Genomic DNA, 25,182 nt, shown 5'->3' on the forward strand with positions numbered 1-25,182 from the left:
ACGTTGTCTATGAACAAAGGAAAATTTAAGATCCCGAATAAAGTAATATGGGCCAGCTCGGCATTTGTAGGCATACTTGCTTCTGTTCCTAAAATTGCCGAGCATCATTTTAATACTTATGAAGCTATTATCAATTCTTTAGTAACCTTTCTGTTTGCTGTTTTTATCTGGTATTATAATATTCTTACACTGCCGGCTTATTCTTCACGGGATGTTGCGAATGGGTTTTCAGTTGTACGCCTGGTTAAAAGTTTATTATTTGGAATAGCCATCATGTTTCTACTGGCTTGTGTACAGCAGTTCCTGTTATCGCACCTGGATTTTGGCCCGGTTATGCTGATGATAGAAGTCAGGGGGATCCTGGTGAATCTTACCTTCTATTTATTTCTTCATCTGTTGTATCAGAGCTATCAGAATCAGAAGGTAGGTATTGAGCTGGAACAAACAAAAACAGATAATCTGGGTGCGCAGTATGAGTTGCTTAAACAACAGGTAAATCCGCATTTCCTTTTTAATAGTCTGAATACTTTAAAGTACATGGTGGAAAGTAATGATACACATAGCGTAGACTTCATTTTAAAGCTTTCAGACTTTTACCGTTTTACATTGGAAAGCCGGAAACTGAATCTGATCAGGCTTACAGAAGAACTGGAAATTATTGACGCATACATGTTTCTGCTGAAGGCCCGTTTTGAGGAAGGGATTGATCTTTCTATTACTATTGATCAGGAATATTATGAATCACTCATCCCTCCTTTTACATTACAACTGCTGATAGAAAACTGTATCAAGCATAATGTGGTTTCATTGGAATATCCTTTACAGATAAGGATATATTCAGAGAATGATTGTATCGTTGTAGAAAACGGTATCCGGCTGAAAAGAATCCCGGAAGCTTCTACAGGAGTGGGGCTGGAGAATATCAATCAGCGTTATATTCATCTTTTGAATAAGAAAATTGAAATCCGGTCGGATGAAAAAGTATTTAGCATAAAACTGCCCGTTATACATGAAAATCATCATCATTGAAGACGAATTGAAGGCTGCAAAATCATTGGCAAACCTGATATCCAAAATTAAGCCTGATGCTAAAATAGTGGCTCAATTACAGAGTGTTGAGAGTGCTGTGAATTATCTGTCAGAGAATGAAGAGCCGGAGTTGATCTTTATGGATATACAGCTTTCGGATGGGGTATGTTTCGATATTTTTAAAGCAGTGAAGGTACATTGCCCTATTATATTCTGTACTGCTTACGGAGAGTATGCCATGGAAGCTATTAAAGCCAATGGTATTGATTATTTGTTAAAACCTTTTTCAAAAGATGATCTGCAGGCGGCACTGGAAAAGGTGGATAATTTTAAGAACTTTTTTCAGCAGCATTCCCAGCCTGATCTGGATGGATTATTAAAAAGGGTGGGACTGGATGAGGGTAAAAAGAGCTTCCTGGTTTTTAAGAATAATAAATATACCACGATACAAACGGAAACAATAGCATTCTTCTTTATCAAGTATGAATCAGCTACTATCATGACTTTGCAGGGACAGGAATATCCTATTGCACAGTCATTGGACCAGATACAGGCGCTGTTATCTCCTAAACAATTTTACAGACTCAACAGGCAATACCTCATTAATTTTAGTGCGATAAAAGAAGTAGAACATTACTTCGCGAGAAAGTTATTGGTGAAACTGGTGGTTGCCAGTCCAGAGAAACTACTGATAGGAAAAGAGAAAACAACTGCCTTTTTAAGCTGGTTGGAGAACCGGTAAATTTCAGGTATCAAAATGGCTAATTCAGGATAAACTATGCCTACCTGGTCCATTTGTTGGTTTGAGTTGGTTTGATACAGGGATACCTTTGGTGCATCATTTTAATAATTAAAAAAACAAAGCAATGCAAAGTAACATTCCTCAGATCGAAAAAGTATTATATACTGCTAAGACACATACAACAGGTGGCCGTGAAGGAGCCTCTGTTAGTTCAGATGGTCATCTGGACATTAAGCTTTCAAGTCCTGGTACAAAAGGTACCGGTACAAATCCGGAACAGTTGTTCGCCGCGGGCTGGTCAGCTTGTTTTATAGGTGCGATGGGTATTGCCGCAGGTAAGATGAAAGTGACAATTCCTGCTGATCGTTCTGTTGATGCAGAAGTGGATTTAGGAACGATTGGTGACGGGTATTTTCTGCAGGCGCGTCTTAATGTAAGTTTGCCGGGATTGGATAGGGAAGTAGCGCAGGCAATCATTGCCGAAGCGCATCAGACATGTCCTTATTCCAAACTTACACGGGGTAATATTAATGTGACATTTAACCTGGTTTAATGATAAAAGGGGTTCAGTACGGCTTCAAAACAGGATCATCCTGTTTTGAAGCCGTTTTGTTTCTAATATGACCAACCCAGGGAAATAGTCAAAATAATAATAAATATGTTTTAGTATATTTATAGGGGGATAATCTACCTATGTAATTCAGCTAAGGGACTTATAGATATGTATAAATATCAGGACAGTGATGAGGAACTGCTGCAACGATTGCAGCTAAACCGGGATGCTACGGCATTTACATCTCTGTATGAGCGTTATTGGGAGAAACTGGTAACCCTTGCCTATATTCGTCTTCAATCTACAATGGATGCACAGGAAGTAGTACAGGAGGTTTTCCTGGATATCTGGAAAAGATCAGATAATATACATATACGCCATTCTTTCCATACATACATCTCTGCTGCACTTAAATATAAGATCATCACTTTTCTGGCCAGGCGTAAACATGAAACCGATCGTCAGGCTATGCTTAATCAGTCTGAAACTGATACCAGTACTGAACAGTGGCTCAGTTACCAGCAACTCCGGGATGAACTGGAAAATACGGTAAGAGCCTTACCAGAGAAATGCCAGCTGGTATTCCGTTTGAGCCGCGAAAACGGGCTCAGCGAAAAACAAATAGCGGCCACCCTTAATATCTCCGTAAAAACGGTAGAAGCCCATATGAGCAGGGCGCTCAGATCCCTGCGTACTTCCCTGAGACATCTCTATTTCTTCTTCTTCCTCTGAGTTAATATTTTTTTTTGACTGGACTAAGGGTAACCGGTCACTTGTAAAGACTATATATAAAAGCGTCTTTACAATGAGTGATCTGACTCCTGAACAAGTAGCCTTACTGGCGGACAAATTGCTGAAAGGCACTATTAGTCCGGAAGAAAGAGCATTGTTTGAAAAATGGTATAATACTCTTCCTGAAGAAGCTATTGAGTGGAATGACGAAACCGTGCATTCCAGGGAGGAACTGCGGAGCCAGATGTTATCTCCCATGCTCCAATATATAAAAGGAGAAAAAACAGTTGTCGGAAAATGGTATTGGGCAGCAGCTTCTTTACTGGTATTAATTATTGCAGGTAGTATTTACTATGCCAAAGAGAAAAAGGAGCGCCTGCAGGCGGTGAATCAGCCCGCGGTTCATAATAATATCTTACCAGGTAGTAACAAGGCCACACTTACATTGGCCAATGGTAGTGTGATTGTACTTGAGGATGAACATAGTGGTACACTGGCTAAACAAGGGAGTGTACAGGTTATAAAACTGAATAACGGACAACTGGCTTATAAGGATGGACAGGGTAAGGATGGGGGACAGCCGGTATCCTTTAATACGCTTTCTACTCCACGTGGGGGACAATACCAGGTTACGCTGCCAGACGGTACTATGGTATGGATGAATGCCGCCAGTTCGCTTGTTTTCCCGACTGCCTTTACCGGAAAGGACCGTACAGTAAAGTTAAAGGGGGAAGCTTATTTTGAAGTAGCTGCCAATGAGCATCAGCCATTTATTGTCAGCGTTAATAATATGGAAGTACGGGTACTGGGTACTCATTTTAACGTAATGGCATATGAAGAGGAGCAGGTTGTTAAAACAACCTTGTTGCAAGGGATGGTAAAAGTGGCTTCCAGCAATAAAGAGGTATTGCTCAAACCCGGGCAGCAGGCAAAAATGAAACATTCGGGTGAAATGAATGTGTTACCTGTAAATGTAGAAGAGGTAATAGCATGGAAGAATGGAATATTCAGCTTTAATGATGCCACAATAGAAGAAGTTATGCAGCAGATTGCCCGCTGGTATGATGCAGAGGTAGTTTATCCTGATGGCGTTCCCAAAGGCCTTTTCCGGGGAGAAATTGACAGAACAGCAGATATTTCAACTGTCTTAAAAATACTGGAAGTAAGTGGCGTTAAGTTTACTGTAGAGGGACATAAGATATTAGTACGCGCGTAGCCAATATATAGAGTAGTATTCAACCAAAATTTTAAATGACGCTTTATGAACAATGTACCACCTTGATGTTGCGTACCTGCATTCCCTGTAATGAAACAGGGGCGATTGAGGCCGCCCCTGTAATGTCCGGGTTCTGCGGGTGACAAAAAATCCACTGAAGATCAATTATCATTCACACCCAAACACTGCAAATCTATGCAATTGCATGATGATGTAAAAGCCATGCCTGTAAATTGGCTTGATTCGACCAAAATTAAATATGGCATCGTTGCCCACCGGATTAGAACAGGATATTTCCGGCAACGAAAAATGTTCCTTGTTATGAGAATGATTGTCATTTTGCTTACAATTGCCTGTTTGCAGGTAAATGCAGCGGGATATGCACAAAAACTGAGTCTGTCTCTGAAAGACCGCCCGTTGGAGGAGGTTTTGAAGGAGATAAGGGCAAAGACCGGTTATAAATTCTTCTACAGACTGGACTTACTTAGTAATGCTAAAAATGTAAGTATCCGGATTGATAACGCAGATCTGCCATATGTGCTGGATATGATCTTTAAAGATCAGCCTTTCAGTTACCAGATCGTTAATAAGACGATCATTGTTAAATCCAGGTTGCATGCGGATCTGATAGAGGAGGCTGCCATGCCTAACATAACAGTATCCGGAAAGGTCACCGATGCTAAAGGTACCCCCCTGCCCGGGGTCTCTGTTCAGATAAAAGGGACTTCCAAAGGGGCACAAACAAATGCCAACGGAGAATATCAGCTGGCGGGCATAGATGCCAACGCCATACTGATATTCAGTTACCTCGGTTATCAGTCGCAGGAGCTGCCGGTAAATGGGCGGAGCAGCATTTCAGTTGCTCTTGTCTCATCATCAATAGGGCTGGGGGATGTAGTCGTAGTCGGATATGGTAAACAATCCCGTAAAAACCTGATCAGCTCTGTTAATACGGTAAAAGCAGATGAATTGAATAAAGGGGCCATTACAGACGTTGGACAGCTATTACAGGGTAAAGTTCCCGGCTTGAACGTATCTGCCAGTGGTGACCCTAATGCGGTTGCTACAGTGGTATTGCGTGGTGCATCTACCTTAAACAGTTCCCAGGGACCTTTTTATGTGATCGATGGGGTACCTGGTGTGGATATTTCTGCCATTGCGCCGGACGATATTGCTTCGATTGACGTGTTGAAAGATGCTGCGGCTACTGCTATTTACGGTAACCGTGCGGCTAATGGGGTTATCATGGTAACCACTAAAAAAGGTAAAAAAGGACAAACAGAGGTTTCTTACAGCGGGTATGTTGGTCTCGAAAAGGTGTCAAATAAGCTGGATATGATGGATGCCTCTGAATTAAGGGCTTTTCTTACCAGGAACGGAGAGTCTTTTTCTCCTGCTGATGATAAGAGTGCAAATACTAACTGGCAGACTTCCATTCAGCGGAATCAGGCAGTATCTCATAATCACAATATCTCTTTTAGCGGCGGTGGCGAACATGGTACTTATGCTGCGAGCCTTAACTATACCAAGAAAGAAGGGATTCTTTTAAACAGTGATCTGGAACGTGTGATTGCCCATCTGAGTGTTGAACAGTATGCATTGAATGACAAGGTAAGGTTTGGACTGAATGTCACCAATTCAAACAGTACTGCGAATGATATCCCTTACCGTAATGTTGTATTGCTGCAATCAGCACTTCACCTACCGGTTTCTCCTGTTAAAAATGCGGATGGCAGCTATTTTGAGAACTTCTCTACGCAAGGTTATTATAATCCTTTATCGATGATCAATAACAGCCAGATGAATGATAAGTATAATAATCTGGTTGGAAGTTTTAATACACAGGTAAAGCTGCCTTTCGGACTTACCTATGACCTGAATCTTTCTTATATCGGCTTTACTTCATTGCATGGTGAATTTTACAATAAATACTTTACCTCCAATTACAACAGCATGTACGATAACCCAAATCCAGGTCTGGGATATCATAACCCGCAAACCTTTGGTGCGAACGGACAGGCAACAAGAAATTCTTATCAGAATACAAGCAAGATCCTGGAAACCTTTCTTACCTGGAACAGGAATTTCAAACTGCATGCTGTAAATCTTGTATTAGGATATTCATGGCAGAATAATAAAGTGGGCGAAGGTTTCCAGGTAACGACCAGTAATTTCCCTGTTGATAATGTTGGGTATTCCAACCTGGCATTAAGTAATCCATATGCGATTTCCGGCTTCCAGATTGGATTTGGTCCAGATGGCGTTTACCAGGAAAATCGCCTGATTTCCAATTTCGCCAGGTTAAATTATGGTTATAATGATAAGTACCTGTTACAGGCTTCTTTGAGAAGAGACGGGAGTTCTGTATTCGGGGCAAATCACCAATGGGGATATTTCCCGTCAGTGGGTGTGGCATGGAGAATTATACAGGAGGAGTTCATGAAGGAACAGTCGGTATTTACCGATCTGAAGCTGAGAGCCAGTTATGGTGTTACTGGTAATGCTACCGGTTTTAATGCTTACACGTCAAAGTTTATTTCAGGTACACAGGGTATATACTATTATAACGGATCAGCTTTAGCTGCCAGTGGTCCTATTCAGGCTGCCAATCCGAATCTGCAATGGGAAAAAACCAGTACAGCTAATATTGGGGTAGACTTTACTGTCCTGAAGGGCAGACTGAGTGGTTCGGTGGATGTATACAACAAGAAGACTACCGGCATGATCTATTCCTATAAGGTAGATCCTATTCTTGTTCCCGCAGGTACTATCGTAGCGAATGGAGGAAGTATGAGCAATAAAGGAATTGAATTGAGCCTGAATGCTACGGTTATAGATCATAAGGATTTCAGCTGGACCAGCAGTATTAATTTCGCACATAATAAGAATGAGATCACAAGTTTATCCAATCCTTTATTCTCCGGAGGAGACTCTATACTGCTGGCATTCCCTGAAGGCCTGGGTCAGTCAAGTCATTCCCTTGAGATCTTAAAAGAAGGTAAGCCTTTAGGACAATTTTTCTCGCTTATTTATGCAGGAAAAGATGCTAACGGAGTATCACAATATGTAGGAGGAGATGGCAAACTGACTATTACCCCGGCTATCGGTTCAGACTATCATTATATTGGTAATTCCCAACCTAAATTACTAATGGGATGGTCTAACAGTTTTCACTATAAAAATCTGGATCTTAGTATCTTCTTAAGAGGAGTATTCGGTAATAAGATATTTAATGCTACACGGGCAGACCTTTTCAGACCAAATACAGCGCAGTATACTAATATATTAAAGGATGCCGCTGGTGAAAGTGTGGCAGATTATAATGCCTATCTGTATTCCTCCCGTTTTGTTGAAAACGGTAGTTACGTGAGATTTGACAATGCAACGCTTTCATATAATTTTAAACACCTGGGGCCGTACATAAAAAATGTAAGGGTATATGTAACGGGGAACAATCTTTTTGTAATTACCAGCTTTAAGGGTACAGATCCTGAGGTAAACCAGGGCGGAATTGCACCGGGAGTTGATTACAATAACTTTTATCCTAAAACGCGTACGTTCCTGTTTGGTGTTAATGTGTCATTTTAATCGAATCTCTTAAAAAAGCATTATGAAAAAGATAACTCAATATATATACGTTCCGGTGCTGTTGTGTATTTTAAGTGCCTGTTATAAGCTGGAAGTACCGATAAAATCGGAGTTAACACCAGATGTTTTTCCCAGTGACAGTGCACAATTTCTTTCAGCATCCGGTCCTGCGTATGTTGCACTAAGAGGTAATATTTCCGTGGAATACTTCTTTATGCAGACGCTGACCACAGATGAAGCTATTTTCCCTGCAAGAGGAGGAAACTGGTATAATGGTGCTGAATTCCAGCAATTACATTATCATAACTGGACAAGGGACCATTCTAATGTAAGTGGAAACTGGACCTGGATGTCCACTATCATAGGTACAGCAAATCAAACACTTTCTATCCTGCAGAAAAATATGCCGGAAGGCAATTTTAAACAGCAGAGCCTTGCAGAAATGAGAATGATTCGTGCATTGGCTTATTTTATGATGATGGATAATTTTGGGAATGTTCCTATTGATACCGTGAATGGAGATTTTACAGCCAAACCTAATACTCCCCGGGCAGAAGTATTTACATTTATAGAACGTGAAGTGAAAGCATGCATTCCTTCATTGAGTGGTGAATCCGGGATGTCAACATACGGAAGGGCAAATAAGTGGATGGCTTATACATTACTGGCAAAAATGTATCTGAATGCGGAGATCTACACGGGTACAGAACGTAATAATGATTGTATAAGTGCCTGCGATAATGTTATAAAATCAGGCTTGTATGCACTGGAACCTGCAGCTTCCTATCTGCAAATGTTCTACCCAAACAACGGGCCGCAGATGAAAGAATTTATTTTTGCAATACCATTTGATCCTTCCTGGACGAATACCTTCCCTTTCAGAGGTCACAACCTGCATGCCCGTTATGATATACCGAGGGGGCTTGTTGCTAAATACGGATTGCCTTTTACACCAGATGCTGCGGTCTGTACATTACCTGAATACTACGTTAACTTTAATGATGCAAATGATGTTCGCAATGGTCAATGGCTGACAGGACTACAATTCATGAATGATGGTGTAACTCCGGCTACAGTAACAACGACCAAACAGGGATATGACAAGTTTTATTCCGGTAGTGATGGGGCTGCGCCTTACACTTACCAGATCGATCTGAAACCAGAGGTTACCCTTCGTCAGGATGTAGCGTCATTTGATGTTGGAAATGATGAAATCGGATGGAATATGGGCTATCGTAATATCAAGATCTTTCCGGATGCAACTTCCTTAAACAGGAATCAGAAAAATGATATTCCTTACTTCCGCTATTCAGATATTATTCTGATGAAAGCAGAAGCAATTCTGAGGGGTGGTACACCTACTTCCGGAGAAACCCCACTTTCACTGGTCAATGGACTGAGGGCACAAAGAACAACTTCTGCTGCATTAACCGGCGTTACGCTGGACGATATATATGCTGAAAGATGCCGCGAATTTTCCTGGGAAGGATGGCATAGAAATGATATGATCCGTTTTGGCAAATATGAAGGTAAATGGGGCTTTAAAACGGATGCTGATATCAATCATCGCATATTCCCTATACCAACAACAGCGATACAACTTAATCCGGCTCTTAAACAGAATCCCGGTTATCAATAAGTTATAGCATGTTTCCTGTACCTGGCTGTAAATCAGGTACAGGAAATTATGTGCCTGCGCCACTAAAGACTATCTTGATGAAGAAATTACTTTGTATACTTTTTATATTCTCCGGTGTTCATACTTATGCCCAGTTTAAAACAAGCGCAGCATATGATCTCATAGGCCGGATAATACCTGCCCAAAAAGCATTGTTTGTTGTGGAAGCCCTGCCTTTGCTGGAACAGGAGGGGAAAGATGTTTTTGAAATAGAGAGCAGGAATGGTAAGATCATTCTGCGCGGAAATAATGGTACTGCCATTGCTTCGGCATTGTATTATTACCTGGAGGAATACTGCCATTGTCAGATTACCTGGAATGGCACGAATCTACATCTGCCTGAAAAGTTGCCCGTAGTGGAAGGAAAGATACACCGTAAAACTCCCTATCAATACCGTTATTACCTGAACTACTGCACCTTCAATTATAGTATGAGCTGGTGGGACTGGCAGCGTTGGGAGAAAGAGATCGACTGGATGGCGTTGCATGGTATCAATATGCCACTGGCCATTACAGGGGAGGAGTATACATGGTATCTTGTGTATAAGGAAATGGGTTTTAGTGATGAGGATCTGGCTGGCTTTTTCAGCGGCCCTGCTTACACTGCCTGGTTCTGGATGGGCAACCTGGATGGCTGGGGAGGTCCTTTACCCCTCAGTTGGATAAAAAGTCATGAAGAATTGCAGGTAAAGATCCTGCAACGTGAAAGGAAACTGGGAATGAAGCCGGTATTACCTGCGTTTACAGGACATGTACCTTCCGCGTTTAAAAGAAAGTTCCCCAATGCAAAACTGAAAGAGACCAATTGGAAGAATGGTTTTGCTGATACTTATATTCTTGATTCGGAGGATCCTCAGTTTGCTTTAATAGGTAAGAAGTTCCTGGAAGTACAGACAAAATTATATGGTACAGATCATCTGTATTCTGCTGATACCTTTAATGAAAATGAGCCTCCTTCCAATGATTCGCTTTTTTTATCAAAGTTAAGTGCAAGAATTTATGCCGGTATGCAACAGGCAGATACTGCTGCTGTGTGGGTGATGCAGGGATGGTTGTTTTATAGCGACCGTAAATTCTGGGGAACTACGCAGATAGAAGCATTGCTGAACGCTGTGCCTGATGATAAGATGATCCTGCTTGACCTGGCCGCAGAGATTGAGCCTGTATGGAAGAGAACCGCTGCCTTTTATGGTAAGTCCTGGATCTGGAACATGCTTAACAACTTTGGAGGAAATGTGAACCTGTTTGGACGTATGGATGGAGTTGCTGCAGGCCCTGCATTGGCGCTGAATGATACCGCTTCAAAGCGCTTAAGTGGGATTGGTTTAACGATGGAGGCCATTGAACAGAATCCGGTGATGTACGAACTGATGATGCAGCATACGTGGCAGTCGGAACCAATAGCATTGGATGAATGGCTGGCGAAATATGTGCTGAACCGTTATGGAAGTAACGACAAAGAGCTTGTTAAGGCATGGCAGATACTAAGACAAACGGTTTATAATGGACAACTGATCAGAGATGGGGCGGAATCTATTATCACCGGAAGGCCAACATTAGATTCTGTTGCTGAATGGACAAGGACAAAGTTGAATTATAACAGGAATGATTTATTACCAGCATGGGACTTGTTTATAAAAGCAGCAGCCAAAGGAGAGGGGACAGATGGATTCCGGTATGACCTGGTAGATATAACAAGGCAGGTACTGGCCAATTATGCACAGCCATTACAACAGCGATGGGTAACAGCCTATAATGATAAAGACAGCACTGCATTTTTAAAATACAGTCAGCAGTTTATCTCCCTGATCAATGATATGGACCGGTTACTGGCAACAAGAAAGGATTTTATGCTTGGGCCCTGGTTATCATCTGCCAGAAAATGGGGGCATGATAACAGTGAAAAAGCTTTGTATGAAAGAAATGCCCGTGATCTGATTACATTATGGGGAGATGCTGCCAGCCCATTACATGAATATTCCAACCGGCAATGGAGTGGATTGCTAAATGACTTTTACAGCCAGCGTTGGTTACAGTTTTTCCATATGTTACAATTATCCCTGAGATCGGGGAAACCTGCGGACTTCAGTGGATTTGATAAAAAGATCAGTCACTGGGAATGGCAATGGGTAAATGAACAGAAAGTTTTTCCTGACAATCCCCACGGAAACAGTATTATTATTGCACAGGAATTATATCGGAAATACCGGCCTAAATATATGTTGAAATGAGTAAACCTGCTTCAGGAAGATTAGTATCTCTGGATGCCTTACGGGGCTTTGATATGTTCTGGATCATGAGTGGTGAACATATTATTCATGCATTGGCTAAAGCCACCGGATGGCAGATATTTATATGGATGTCTGAACAGTTGCATCATACTGTCTGGAATGGCATTACATTCTATGATATGATATTTCCGTTATTCCTGTTTATTTCAGGGATATCGATGCCTTATTCTGTACAGAAAAGAATGCAACTGGCAGGAGTAACTGCTGCCTTTGAATTGCCCCGGGAGGAAAAGAACAGGTTATATCTTTCTATGTTAAGGAGAACACTGATCCTTTTAATACTGGGAATGATCGTGAATGGATTACTTGCTTTTAAAGGATATCATAATACCCGTTTTGCCAGTGTGCTCGGAAGGATTGGATTGGCGTGGTTTTTTGCAGGAATGATTTATCTGAATAATGATGTAGGTAAACAGGTGTTGTGGTTATTGCTCTTATTGTTAGGTTATTGGGCAATGATGGTATTCATACCGGTACCGGGTTATGGTGCCGGTGTGCTGACAATGGACGGTTCACTGGAGTCATATATTGACAGGTTATTATTACCAGGTAAACTACATGATGGAGTGCATGATCCGGAAGGGATTCTATCTACTATTCCTGCTATCGGCACTGCCCTCATGGGAATGCTGACTGGTACTTTTTTACGCTGGGAAGGCTTCTCTATGTCTAAAAAAGCATTGAGCCTGTTTCTATCAGGCATTATCTTAATAGCGCTTGGACTTTTATGGGATCACTTTTTTCCAATCAATAAAAGATTGTGGACAAGCTCCTTTGTTGTATATGTTGGCGGATGGAGTTTATTACTGCTATCATTCTTTTACTGGATCATTGATGTAGCCGGATTCAGACGATGGGCTTTCCCTTTTATCATTATTGGTACGAACTCTATCTTAATCTATATGTGTGCAGAAGGGCTGGTGAATTTTGGATATACAGCAGATTATATTTTTGGAGGAATGATCAGGCAGGTAGCGCTGGTATGGCAGCCTGTCCTTATTGCAGTATCAGTTACGAGTGTACAGTTGATCTTTTTATATCTGTTGTATCGTAACAAGTTATTCCTGAAAATATAGCTTATAAAGCCCGATATTTAATGAAACCATGTTGCATTTAACAGGTAAATGTTATATCTTACATCTTATATTTTGGTTGGCTTAGAATGAGTATTTTAAGACCGTCAAATAGTGCATTAAAAAGACAGCCGGATATTTATCCGGCTGTCTTTTTAATGCACTAAAGAGTAACGGGAAAACAACAGCCCCAAACTGCGTTTCCCCGTATGTTACTCATCACCCCTATTTACCAAAACTATATACTACACCAACATTCGCTTGTAATCCACTGATGGCTTCTTTATAGGAAGCAATTTTCCTTCCTGCATTTACAGGGCGGTTTTCATTTTCTATTGTGAAGTTAGGTTTAGAGTAGTAGTAATCTACTCCCAGTAAGATGCCGATATGCGATGTTACGGCATAACGTAATGCTGCACCACTTTGCCACCCAAAAGTAGTAGCCGTCGATTTCTTTTGTGTGAGATGATTATCTATACCATCTTCCAGGTATACTTCATTACCGGGTAATGTAGCATTTACAACGCCACCTAATAAACGAAGATCAAGATTGAATTTACCGAAGCCAATATTGTAGTAAGGGCCTACTAATATATTTACTGATTGATTGGAACCTTTTATATACACAGTAGTACTGTCCAGATCAAAAGCTTCTTTATAACCATTTGCCAGTGCCTGTGCATTTTTGAATCCGTAATGAGTGTAGGAGAGAACGCCACCCACTCCCCAATGGGATTTCTTAAAATACCAGGCACCGGTGATGCCTACGTTAAAGCCCGACTTGGCAAATCCTGATTTATCATTGTAATAATCATCTTTCGTGTAATTGCCTCCGGGTAAGGATAAGCCACCTGTAATACCAATGAAACTTTTAGCACCGGTTTTTTCAGTAGTCTTGTTTTGCGCGCTGGCATTGAATGTAAATAAAGTAACCGCTATAATGAATAATATTTTTTTCATTTTGATTGAATGATATGTTTAAGGATTTTAGTTAGTTACATGTACGGTGTAAGTCACGTCTGCATCAGTGGAACCAGGTTCACAGCTACCATTTTTAACATTAGGCTGATGTCTGAGTTGTACATTCAGTTCGCCGGTACCGGCAGCACCGGTTGTAAATGTATCTGTTAAACCTACTTCCAGTGCAGGCACATTCGTATCTTTGTCTGTTCTTACTACTGTAAGATTTAATGAAGGAGATGCAGTAAAACATATCAGGTGATAATTTTCTCTCTCCTTTATTTCTGCTGTTACATCACCAAATGGAGTGGTAGTGCGGTCCTGGAATAATACTTCCACATTGTATTTTGCGCTGGCTTTCAAATTTAACACAGGTGTATTAATGCTGTCTGCAGGATGAGCAATCAATGTGGTGTCTGTCCAGTAGGCATACTGAACATCTGCAGCGTTGGAGGCATTGGTAACTTTCAGTCCCACGGTTGTCAGAAATTCATTTCCCGGAACAGGGGGAGCAATGGCTGTTTCATCTTTCTTGCACGAATGAAGCATCGCGCTCAGTGCCATCAGCACTGCAACGGAGTAAAGTAGTCTTTTCATGTTTTATTTTATTATGTAGTCAAAAAGTGAGTTTTGTACGTAATACGAAACTGATGCCCAGGTCATCTGCATAATATCTGAACCTGTTCAGATAATCCCTGTAAGCAACATTGGTAAGATTATCCACAGAAAAATCTATGTTTAGTATATGTTTTCCTGCCAGCAGGTCCATTCCAAAAGAACTGTTTAAGAGGCCATAGCCAGGAGGTGGTGCCACGTAATCACTGTTAGGTGGCACCCTTGTCTGCCTGGATACTTTTACATACTGTAAGCTCACATACTTCGACAGCCAGGTATATTTCAGAGCATTATCAAACCTGTCGGCCGGCATGAATACGAGGTAATCGTGTATGCTTTTATTGAAAGCCCTTACCAGAGATGTTTTGGAGATTAGTGTGAAGTTTTTCAGGAAAGTATAATCTGCTTCTGCATCTAATCCCCGCAGGCGTACATTTGCCTGAGTATAGGTAAACATAGGATAGGTGCCGCTTACGAGCGTAATCGGCTGTAAAGAAGGTTTGGCATAAATAAAATTGTTGATCTCATTATCGTATATATTGAGTTGTGCAAATAATTTTTCTGTGTTGTATTTAAAGCTGATGCTGGTATTAAAAGAACGTTCTGAACGAAGCGTAGAATCTCCTAGTTCATAAGAAGCTGCGCTTAAGTGAATGCCTTTAATGTAAAGCTCATTTACGCTGGGGGCTCTCCATGCGGTACCTGTATTGGCGCTTATAGAAAAATGTTCCGCAGCCTTCCAGGTAGCGCCTATAGAAGCGGTTACATTCTGGTAGATACTGGTGTTATTATAAACAAACAGAGAGTTGTCATTCCGCCGGTAAACTTTCAGCCAGCGGTAATCGTATCGTAGTCCGGCTTCCAGTGTCCATTTATCTTTTGTGTATTTTTCTATGCCATATATTCCTGCACCGTAATTCCGGAAGTTTGGTACCAGGTAACGTATTCCTCTGAATACATTTCCCTGGGTGATACCGCTCATGCCCCAGGTACCGCTGAAATTATTTTTATCGGGTTGATGATATAAGAGGTCCAGGGTATGTGTTTTGATCTTGAAACTGATCTGTGGTGCTGCCAGTACAGCAGGATCATCACTGTAGGGAAGATCGATATCGTATTCGTTACGGAGATCGGTTTGCCTTGCATAGATGATTTCCATCTTACCCTGATTATTAAACTGGTAATAGCTGTTTAATTTCAGCAGATCATGTGTTACCTGCTGATAACTTCTATCAATTTTATAAGAGAAATAAGAAGCGGTAATAGGTTTAGGACGATTAAATGCAGCGTACAGGTCCTGTATATTACCTACATGCGAGCCATCAAAAATCCCCATCTTACTATGATACCGGCTATAGAAAGCATTAAAGCCATAATTGGTTTTATGATAGGCCAGCGTTCCTGAATAATCATCTTCGGCTATGCCCGTGTTCTTCAGGTAATAATCGGCGGTTTTAAAGTTGCCAGCCCTTTTAAGCGTGCCTTGTGCCCGCCACTGAAAACCATCCACCGCACCATCCAGCATGCCGGATACAGCCCCCATACGGCCATTACTGGCGCCTACCAGGTTTATGTCACCACCTATCTTTTTATCTGTTGGAAGTGGCGCAGGTTCCAGTATGACTACCCCTGCCAGTGCATCGGAGCCATATCTGATACTGGCTGCACCTTCTATAACAGATACATGAGCAGCTGTGAAAGGATCAATTTCAGGCGCATGTTCGCTGCCCCATTGCTGTCCTTCCTGTCTTATCCCATTATTGAGGATGAGTACACGATTACTATGTAAGCCATGAATAACAGGCTTTGATATGGAAGGGCCGGTTTGAATACTATTGAGGCCAGGAATGCTTTTCAGGCTTTCCCCCAGCGTTTTACCGGTAGATTGAAAGAGTTGTTTATTATTCAATCCCACCGTATTTAATGTGCTGAGTTCCTTCTCTTTGGTACTACTGATCACTACTTCTTTTAAATCAGTACTTAACTCCTGTAATACAAAGTCTAATTGGATACTGCCTGCTACTTTTACTGCCTTACTAACCGGCAAACCGGTATCTGTTACACAGGAAATGATATAATCGCCCGCGCAGATATTATTAATCGTATATCCACCGTTCCTGTCGGTTATTACCTGCTTGTTACCGGTTATGCTGATCCTTGCTCCGGGCAGGCCCAGACCGGATTTTCCTGTAATCTTTCCGGTAATGGAGTAATTACAGGACTGGCCATACACATACTGAGAGAACAGTATTAAGAGTAAAATTTGTACAGCTGTTCTCAAACTTATCATGAATCAGTAGTGGTTTAGATTTCTATCAAATGCAACGGTATTGCAAATTTTATGCAATATAGTTGCAAATAATTAAATTCAAAATTAAAATTGGCTTAATAATCTTTTGGAGGAATTGGGGTGAAGTGATTAATATTTACACATCCTTCTATGAGTGAAGCCTTTAATTATTTTAGTTGAAGAATAAAGTCAGAATGGCTTTTAGACAATTGGTTATCTTTGTCCGTCATGGATGTAAGAGAACTTTGGGACGGCAGATTTACACAGGGATTACCTTCACTGGAAACCCCTGATCCTTTTTTTATAGAGATGTATGAACAGCATATCAGCAAATCATATCCATCAGGAGGGAAGGTGCTTGACCTCGCTGCCGGATTGGGAAGACATTCCCTTTTCCTGGCGGAACATCAGTGGAAAGCTACAGCTGTGGACATTTCAGCGGTAGCCATTGAGAAACTGAAAGAGACAGCTCTTAGTCTTAATGTGCATATAGATGCGCTGATAATGGACATTGAAGACTATGATCTGCCCGCTGAATCATTTGATCTGATCATTTTGTATTATCACTTCGACAGGGCCCTCTTCGCTAAAATATTCAATGCACTTAAACCCGGAGGATTGTTCATCTGTAAACAGGCTTTTAGTAATATCCCCAAAGAAAACGCTCCGCTTCAAAAAGAAGAGCTACTTACATTAGTATCGTACTTTGATATGATCAGTCATCATGAAAGACCTGTAAAGGATCGTGGTGTGGTTGAATATCTTGGAAGGAAAAAGCAATAAGATCTGGCTCCGCAAACTTAAAAAAAACAAAATGAATGATTTTCTTCAGGGTAAACCACAACCTGCGATAGAACTGTTCAATCACTTAGTAACATCATTTGATGAGATAGGGCCTGTGAGTTTACATCCGGCTAAAACAATGATAGGTATTGCTGCTGCTAAGAAGTTTGCCTACGTTATCCAGTTTGGTAAGAATTTTATAGATTTGGTGATTCCTTTTAAGCAGCGGTACGATGATAATTTATGCTTTCATAAAATTAAACCTGTACCAGGAAGTGATGACTTTAACCACCATGTAAGGATTTATAGCAAAGATGATATTAATGAGGAAGTGAGAGGATTTCTTAAAATAGCTTATGACAACAATGCTTAAACAAACATTCCTGGAACTGACAGGAAAATATACCAGCAATCACCAGTTACAGGAAGATTTCTGGAAAGAGATTGAAACAAATTATTCAGAAGAGGGCCGTTACTATCATAATCTTCATCACCTTGAATATCTGTTGATAAAATTAACAGCAATAAAGGAACAAGTCAATGACTGGGATACGCTGCTATTCTCTCTCTATTATCATGATATCATCTATAATGCTACCAGCGGGGATAATGAAGAGAAGAGCGCCGAATGTGCTGCAAAAACCCTTCAGCTATTGGGACTTGAAACGGATAAATGCGTAGCTCAGATTCTTGCTACAAAAGGACATACTGTAAGTCCTGATAATGATACCAATTTATTTACGGATGCAGATCTTTCTATATTAGGAGAAAGCTGGGAGTTATACCAGGAATATTTTCAGAAGATCAGAAAAGAGTATGCTATATATCCTGATACGGTTTATAACCCTGGCCGTACAAAAGTGTTACAACACTTTTTAAACATGGAGAGGTTATTTAAAACAACAGCATTTTTTGATAAGTTCGAAAGTAATGCAAAAGACAATCTTTCAAGAGAACTAAAAACACTTGGTTAATTAACCGGAATTATATTACACATCATATATTCATCCCCACGAAATATAAAAATTCCTGTACCTTTAAATTGATAAAAACGACACCCTCAAAGTAACAACTGTCTCCCAGTAAGGGGCTAGGACCGTGTTGCCCAATAATTACCTAGCCACATTCTTTAAACCATACATATGAAAGCACCTCTATTGATTGCACTATTTTTGTTCCCTGTACTGGCCCATGCCCAGCAAAAGCTAGTCTGGGAAGAAAACTTCGAAGGAACAACGTTAAACCCTCTGAACTGGACCTATGAAACCGGCGATGGCTGCGCCAAAAACAATTGCGGCTGGGGAAATGCCGAGTTGGAATACTACACAAACAGCACTAATAACGTAAGAGTAGAAAATGGTCACCTGATAATAGAAGCCAGACGTGAAAATGTTGGCGGACAACCATTTACATCCGGCCGTATCAAAACCAGCGGTCGTGTATCGTTCCGCTACGGTACTCTGGAAGCAAGGATAAAAGTGCCGCAGGTAGGCAATGGCTTATGGCCCGCTTTCTGGATGCTGGGAAGTACCGGTGGCGAATGGCCACACAACGGTGAGGTAGATATGCTGGAAATGGGATTTGCAGGCGCAATAGCGGCCGGAAAAGTAAATCAGACTGCTAGTGCCGCAACGCATTGGTGGACCGAAAATCCGGGCGGATATACGGGTCATGCGAGCTATGCCAGGGATACTGTTACCCAGACTGTCAACCTGAGTGATGATTATCACTTGTACAAGCTCACCTGGGACAAGTCATTCATCACTATTTATCTCGATAACAGCCCTTATTACAAAATTGCTATTGATGGTGGTAACGGTCTGGATGCTTTTCAACAGCCGTTTTACATTTTACTGAACCTGGCCGTTGGTGGTAATTATCCCGGTATCCATTCCGCTGCAGATGTAACAGCACCCTTACCCGGAGATATGCTGGTGGATTATATCCGCCTGTACCAGGATATTACCCAGGGAGATGAGCTGCTGTTGGGTACCGATAATGCACCGGAAGGTAATTACGGTATCTTCACAGATAACACACCTGTCAATGATAAAGTAGTATTTGGACAGGGAGCTAATTTATACTACTGGAATAATATCACAGATGTTGCTTCCCCGGTGCCTTTTGAAGGCAACAGCGTATGGGCATTTCATGCCAATGCTGCTAACTGGTTCGGATTAGGTGTTGCCAATGATGCAAAGAATATGAGCAACTATGCCAGCGGCAGCCTCAAATTCAATATGAAAACAGCGTCTGCTGCTACTTTTAAAGTAGGGATCTCTACAGAATCCGGCGAAGGCTGGGTAATGTTTAACGGCAGCAATGAACATGGTCTTGTAAGAGACGGACAATGGCATGAAGTCACCATCCCAGTAAGTGAATTCGGCGCGGTTGATTTGATGACTGTTAACCAGTTGTTCATGTTCGCCGGTGATGCTCCTGTTGCTGCTGCTGATTTCTATCTGGATAACGTATATTATACCGGTGGGGTATCTGCCAATCCCGCTCCGACAGTGGCTATCATTAATCCGGTGAAGGATACCCTGTTTACTACTCCGGCTGCTATCGCTATTAATACTAACGCAACAGATAGTAATGGATCTATCAGTAAGGTTGATTTCTTTAACGGAGATAATTATCTGGCTACAGTTACTACCGCTCCGTTTAATTATAACTGGCAAACATCTGTACAAGGCGTTGCTACATTGATTGCAAAAGCTACGGACAACCAGCAGAAAACAACCACATCTAAACCGGTGACTGTTTTCATCGCGGCTCCCGGTAATACAGCGCCACAGGTGAGTATCACTTCACCTACGCCTACTACTACTTTGCTGAAACCAGCTAAAGTGATTATCAGTGCCAATGTAACGGATGATGGCTCCATCTATAAAGTAGAGTTCTACAATGGTACTACCTTGCTCGGAACAGTGACAAAAGCGCCTTATACTTTCACATGGAGTAATGTGGATATGGGTACTTATACCATCACTGCCAAGGCATATGATAATGGTAAACTCAGTACGGTATCATCACCTGTTACTTTTACTGTACAGGATAATAAAATACTCTCTGACCTTTATGGTATCTACAGCAACAATGCTGCTATTACCACTAAACTCACCTATGGGCAGGATGCAAACCTGTACGTATGGAATAATCTTACCAGCATTGCCAATGCTGTACCTTATGAAGGCACGGAAGTAATGGCGTTTACAGCTGCTGCGGGTAACTGGTTTGGTCTTGGCGTGGCAAATGATGTACGCGATCTTACACATTTCAGTAGCGGTTATCTGAAATTCTGGTTTAAGACTACTTACCAGGGTTCATTTAAGTTCAGCATCATTGCGTCTAACGGTCAGGTAGATTTCTCTTATGCAGCAGGAGAACAGAAGTTAGGATTAGTAAGAGATGGTGCATGGCATGAAGTTACTTTCCCTGTGAATACATTTACAGGAATAGATCTGGGTGCTATTACACAGGCATTTACTTTCTCCGGTGATGCACCTTCAGCTGCCGCAGATTTCTACATCGATAATGTATATTATACTACAGGTGTTCCTACCGGTACTGGTCCAAACCTGGCATTAAATAAAACAGCTACTGTATCTACTACAGAAAATGCAGGTACTATTGCATCGTATGCTGTTGATGGTGATATCAATACACGTTGGTCCAGTGCATTCGCCGATCCGCAATGGATCAGTGTTGATCTTGGTGCAGATTATAATATCAATGAGGTGAAGATCACCTGGGAAACTGCTGCCGCTGCAGATTACCAGGTACAGGTATCTACAGATCAGAGCACCTGGACTACCCTCAAAACGATCACAGGCAATACGGCATTGGTGAATGATAATACTGGTCTTTCCGGTCATGGCCGTTACCTGCGGATCTATGGTACTGCAAGAGTGACCCCGTATGGTTATTCTATCTTCGAACTGGAAGCCTATGGTTCACTGCATGCCAGCACTTTAGCAGTAACTGGAACTAAAACAGGTAAATGGGTAGCCAGTTTATATCCGAATCCGGTAACCGGCAGTAAAGTGCAGTTATCATCCAGTGAAACATTGAAACAGGTTAAATTGGTGGATCTGAGTGGAAGGGTATGGTCTGATAAGACGGTATATTCATCCGGCGCTTATCCGGTGGATATAAGTTTGATCCCACAGGGGATGTATCTTTTGCAGATAGTAAATACAAAAAATGAAACGTTACTATTGAAGTTTATTAAACAATAATCTTAGTAAACGAGGCCATCCCAATAGGGGTGGCCTCGTTGTTTTAGAATTGCTTTTTATATCTTTCCGTTCATGTAAATCTATCCTCACGTAATATAATTTCCCCTATATTTGTTTACAGAATGCCATATTTAGAGAACCCAGGAAAACCCGACCTAAATAACCATTTACATTAACGGACACCTATATTTATAATTCACAACAATTTCTTAACATGAGGAAAAACCTACTCAAAATTTACCAACTTTTGTGTGCTGTCAGCATCTGCCTGGTCCTCGCTACGAACCCGGCTTATAGCCAGTTGCCGGCAGGATTTATCCAGAAAAAATTAACCGGAGATGTGATCAATGAAGCAACCGCCATGGTGCATGCACCCGATGGCAGAATCTTTATTGCAGAACGTTCCGGGAATGTAAAAGTTTTACAGAATGGCGTAGTGAGTACTGTGCATACAGTATCAACGACCACCGGATCCGAACAGGGATTATTAGGCATTGCCTTACATCCGCAGTTTGCGACTAACGGAAAATGTTACATTTTCTACACCAACGATTCAATGACAGTACATTACCTGGACATGATCGTGATCAGCACTGCTAACACCGTGACTTCCAGCACCAGGATCATGCAGTTTGATCCCATCATTAACGGATTCCACAATGGTGGCGCTATCCTGTTTAAAGATGGTTTACTGTACGTGGCTATCGGGGAAAGTAACTCCTCTGCAGAAGCTGTTAAACTGGATACTTACCGTGGTAAAATCCTGCGTTTAACAGAAGATGGTCAGCCAGCGCCAGGTAATCCTTACTACAATGTAGCCGGTGCTACCCGTCAGAAGAGGAGCATCTGGGCAATAGGCATGAGGAATCCATGGAAGATGAGCTTAGACCCCATATCTCAGAAGATTTTTGTAGTGAACGTTGGAGGTAATTACGAAGAGATTGATGACGTTACCGCTCCTGATGCTTCAAAGAACTATAATTATGGCTGGGACCAGAATGGTAAGTCAGGCCCTGAACAGGATGCAAATACTATCCTGCCTGTTTTTGCGTATCCGCACACTGATTGGGGTTGTGCCATCACTTCAGGTGTATTCTTTAATCCTGCTGCTACTAATTATCCGGCACAGTACCTGAACAGATTTTATTTCTCTGACTGGTGTTCTGCCTGGTACAGAAGTGTAGATGCAACAAACCCCGGTACGGGTGGTTACCAGGAATTATCTGCTACTGGTTTTGGTTCTATTTTGGGTACCAGTGTAGGCATAGACGGTAACATCTATTATATTAAGTATAATACTACCGGTAGTGTATGGAGAATAGAATATGATAACAACCAGGCACCTGCTATTGTTAATCAGCCGGTGAGCCAGACTGTAGTAGCGCAGGACCCTGTAACCTTCTCTGTTACTGCTTCAGGTGCAATACCGTTCACTTACCAGTGGCAGAAAGACACGGTGAATATAACCGGTGCTACTGCCAGCACATATACTATTGCAAAAACATCTGCCGCAGATTCAGGCAGCTACCGCGTAATTGTTTCTAATGGTGTCGGTAAGGTCACCAGCGCAGCAGCTACGCTGAAGGTGACGCCGTTTAATGCCAGACCAGTACCTCATATCATTACTCCGGTGGGTACACTTAAATGGAATGTGCTGGATACAGTACGTTTCTCCGGTAGTGCAACAGACCTGGAAGATGGAACTTTACCTGCTTCTGCGTATCATTGGGAAGTACGTTTCTTCCATAAAGACAATGCAGCCAGTGAACACTGGCATCCTGGTCCGGTAATTCCAACAGGTATTACATCCGGTACGTTTATCGCTGATAATGGTGGTGAATCTTCTCCTAATATCTGGTTCCGTATCCTGTTAACAGCTACTGATTCACAGGGACGTACAGGAACGGATTCTGTAGATATTCAGCCTAATAAAGTAATTCTTACAGCAGATGCTACTCCGGCGGGTCTTAAACTGATTCTTGGTACACAGGAAACTACACCATTCAGTAAGACGTTCGTAGTGAATTCTGCTTTTGTATTACAGGCAGTTAGTCCACAGGTATTAGGCGATTCTTCTTATGCGTTCGCATCATGGGCTCATGGTGGAGATGCATTACAATCACTTCGTGTACCTGCGGTGAATACCACTTATAAAGCTACTTATAAAGTAAGTGCAGCATTACAGAATCCTTATCTGGGTGTACCGGCTACTATTCCAGGTAAAATAGAAATAGAGAATTTTGATTTAGGTGGAGAAGGGTATGCGTATCATGATGCTTCTACCGGTAATGCTGGTAATCAATACCGTACTACGGAAGATGTGGATCTGGAAAACTGTTCAGAAGGTGGATATAACATTGGTTATGTAGCAGCGGGAGAGTGGCTGGAATATACAGTGAATGTGACTACACCCGGCGTATATACGTTATCGGCAAGAGTTGCTAATCCTGGTGCTGCCAAAACATTCCATGCAGAACTGGATGGTGTGAACATCTCCGGAAATATCCCTGTTCCGACAACAGGTGGATTCCAGGCATGGCAGACGGTTTCAGTAACTACTCCGGCTTTAACAGCTGGTGTGAAAGTATTACGCATAGCATTGGACGCGACTGACTTTAATGTCAATTATGTAACCTTTAGTAATGGTAGTGGAGACACAACTGTACCAGGTGGTGGAGGTACTAACCTGGCGCTGAATAAACCAACTACTGTTTCTTCTGTTGAAAATGGTGGATTAGGTGGTAGTAATGCTGTTGATGGCAATCAGACTTCCCGTTGGTCAAGTGCATTCGCAGATCCTCAGTATATCTTTGTAGATCTTGGTGCTGTTTACAATATCAATGAAATAAAGATTTATTGGGAGAATGCCTATGGTAAGAATTTCGAAGTACAGGTATCCAATGATTCTACTAACTGGTCTGCGGTAAAAACGATCACCAATAATGCGACCGTGTTGAATGATTATACAGGATTAACGGCTACAGGCAGATATGTACGTATCTATGGTACCGTAAGGAATACACAGTACGGTTATTCTATCAATGAGCTGGAAGTATATGGTACCTTAAGCAGTGCATCCAGCCTGGCTTATGTTCCTGAAACAAAAGCAGATGGATTTAAACTGTATCCTAATCCTGTTTATAGTACACTGACGATTGGAGGTATTAAGAATACACACACCTTCAATATCATTAACCTGTCTACTTCACAGGTAACGAAGATGGAATCAACAAATGGTATTTTGAATGTAGGCAGATTATCTGCCGGTACTTATATTGTTGAATTTAAGGATGGTAATAAGATAGTGAGAAAGAAGTTTGTGAAGTTGTAGATAATCAATCTTAGTTTAATAAAAAGGAGTCTATCGGCATGCCGATAGACTCCTTTTTTT

At 41.6% G+C, this 25,182-nt stretch carries 17 protein-coding genes; 14 read left to right on the forward strand and 3 right to left on the reverse strand.

Annotation, left to right across the window (positions count from 1 at the left end):
* Positions 1-9: 9 nt before the first annotated feature.
* The 9 genes from BMW86_RS29200 (at position 10) to BMW86_RS29240 (ending at position 12,905) form a co-directional block, all read left to right on the forward strand.
* A complete protein-coding gene (locus BMW86_RS29200) occupies positions 10-1,029 on the forward strand; it encodes a sensor histidine kinase (RefSeq protein ID WP_089786968.1) in 1,020 nt (339 codons plus the stop codon).
* Positions 1,010-1,771 (forward strand): LytR/AlgR family response regulator transcription factor, encoded by a 762-nt coding sequence (locus BMW86_RS29205; protein ID WP_089786970.1) that lies wholly within the window; start codon positions 1,010-1,012, stop codon positions 1,769-1,771. Before BMW86_RS29200 ends, BMW86_RS29205 begins: the two co-directional genes overlap by 20 nt.
* A 124-nt stretch (positions 1,772-1,895) precedes the next feature.
* Positions 1,896-2,324: an organic hydroperoxide resistance protein gene (locus BMW86_RS29210; RefSeq protein WP_089786972.1), complete on the forward strand. Its 429-nt coding sequence runs from the start codon at positions 1,896-1,898 to the stop codon at positions 2,322-2,324.
* Positions 2,325-2,492: 168 nt separating this feature from the next.
* The gene (locus BMW86_RS29215) at positions 2,493-3,056 is read left to right on the forward strand and encodes an RNA polymerase sigma-70 factor (RefSeq protein WP_089786975.1); all 564 of its coding nucleotides are present in this window, start codon (positions 2,493-2,495) and stop codon (positions 3,054-3,056) included.
* 73 nt (positions 3,057-3,129) lie between these two features.
* Complete coding sequence (locus BMW86_RS29220; protein WP_089786977.1) at positions 3,130-4,272, forward strand: FecR family protein; 1,143 nt, start codon at positions 3,130-3,132, stop codon at positions 4,270-4,272.
* A 321-nt stretch (positions 4,273-4,593) separates the two neighbouring features.
* Positions 4,594-7,860: a SusC/RagA family TonB-linked outer membrane protein gene (locus BMW86_RS29225; protein ID WP_089788234.1), complete on the forward strand. Its 3,267-nt coding sequence runs from the start codon at positions 4,594-4,596 to the stop codon at positions 7,858-7,860.
* A gap of 22 nt (positions 7,861-7,882) precedes the next feature.
* Positions 7,883-9,499 (forward strand): RagB/SusD family nutrient uptake outer membrane protein, encoded by a 1,617-nt coding sequence (locus tag BMW86_RS29230; protein ID WP_089786979.1) that lies wholly within the window; start codon positions 7,883-7,885, stop codon positions 9,497-9,499.
* 77 nt (positions 9,500-9,576) lie between these two features.
* Complete coding sequence (locus BMW86_RS29235) at positions 9,577-11,769, forward strand: alpha-N-acetylglucosaminidase (protein ID WP_089788236.1); 2,193 nt, start codon at positions 9,577-9,579, stop codon at positions 11,767-11,769.
* Complete coding sequence (locus BMW86_RS29240) at positions 11,766-12,905, forward strand: acyltransferase family protein (protein WP_089786981.1); 1,140 nt, start codon at positions 11,766-11,768, stop codon at positions 12,903-12,905. Before BMW86_RS29235 ends, BMW86_RS29240 begins: the two co-directional genes overlap by 4 nt.
* A 222-nt stretch (positions 12,906-13,127) precedes the next feature.
* On the opposite strand, the gene BMW86_RS29245 is transcribed toward BMW86_RS29240, so the two are convergent.
* From BMW86_RS29245 to BMW86_RS29255, 3 genes are read right to left on the reverse strand one after another with little or no spacing between them, the layout of a single operon-like run.
* On the reverse strand, positions 13,128-13,862 hold the full coding sequence (locus tag BMW86_RS29245; protein WP_089786983.1) for a hypothetical protein: 735 nt from the start codon (positions 13,860-13,862) through the stop codon (positions 13,128-13,130).
* A gap of 27 nt (positions 13,863-13,889) precedes the next feature.
* A complete protein-coding gene (locus tag BMW86_RS29250; RefSeq protein WP_089786985.1) occupies positions 13,890-14,459 on the reverse strand; it encodes a hypothetical protein in 570 nt (189 codons plus the stop codon).
* A 19-nt stretch (positions 14,460-14,478) separates the two neighbouring features.
* A complete protein-coding gene (locus BMW86_RS29255) occupies positions 14,479-16,767 on the reverse strand; it encodes a TonB-dependent receptor (RefSeq protein WP_089786987.1) in 2,289 nt (762 codons plus the stop codon).
* Positions 16,768-16,995: 228 nt separating this feature from the next.
* Between BMW86_RS29255 and BMW86_RS29260 the strand changes: the two genes are divergently transcribed.
* The 5 genes from BMW86_RS29260 to BMW86_RS29280 all read left to right on the forward strand — a co-directional run bounded on the left by BMW86_RS29260 (position 16,996) and on the right by BMW86_RS29280 (position 25,122).
* Positions 16,996-17,550: a class I SAM-dependent methyltransferase gene (locus BMW86_RS29260; RefSeq protein WP_089786989.1), complete on the forward strand. Its 555-nt coding sequence runs from the start codon at positions 16,996-16,998 to the stop codon at positions 17,548-17,550.
* A 31-nt stretch (positions 17,551-17,581) separates the two neighbouring features.
* A complete protein-coding gene (locus BMW86_RS29265; RefSeq protein WP_089788238.1) occupies positions 17,582-17,923 on the forward strand; it encodes a DUF5655 domain-containing protein in 342 nt (113 codons plus the stop codon).
* Positions 17,907-18,524, forward strand: coding sequence for an HD domain-containing protein (locus tag BMW86_RS29270; RefSeq protein WP_089786992.1), 618 nt, complete (start codon positions 17,907-17,909; stop codon positions 18,522-18,524). The genes BMW86_RS29265 and BMW86_RS29270 overlap by 17 nt, the downstream gene beginning before the upstream one ends.
* Before the next feature lie 168 nt (positions 18,525-18,692).
* On the forward strand, positions 18,693-21,791 hold the full coding sequence (locus BMW86_RS29275) for an Ig-like domain-containing protein (RefSeq protein ID WP_089786995.1): 3,099 nt from the start codon (positions 18,693-18,695) through the stop codon (positions 21,789-21,791).
* Positions 21,792-22,005: 214 nt separating this feature from the next.
* Complete coding sequence (locus tag BMW86_RS29280; protein ID WP_089786997.1) at positions 22,006-25,122, forward strand: PQQ-dependent sugar dehydrogenase; 3,117 nt, start codon at positions 22,006-22,008, stop codon at positions 25,120-25,122.
* The last annotated feature ends 60 nt before the right edge of the window (positions 25,123-25,182 follow it).

Origin of the sequence: Chitinophaga sp. YR573, from assembly GCF_900110995.1 — a bacterium.
GTDB lineage: Bacteria > Bacteroidota > Bacteroidia > Chitinophagales > Chitinophagaceae > Chitinophaga.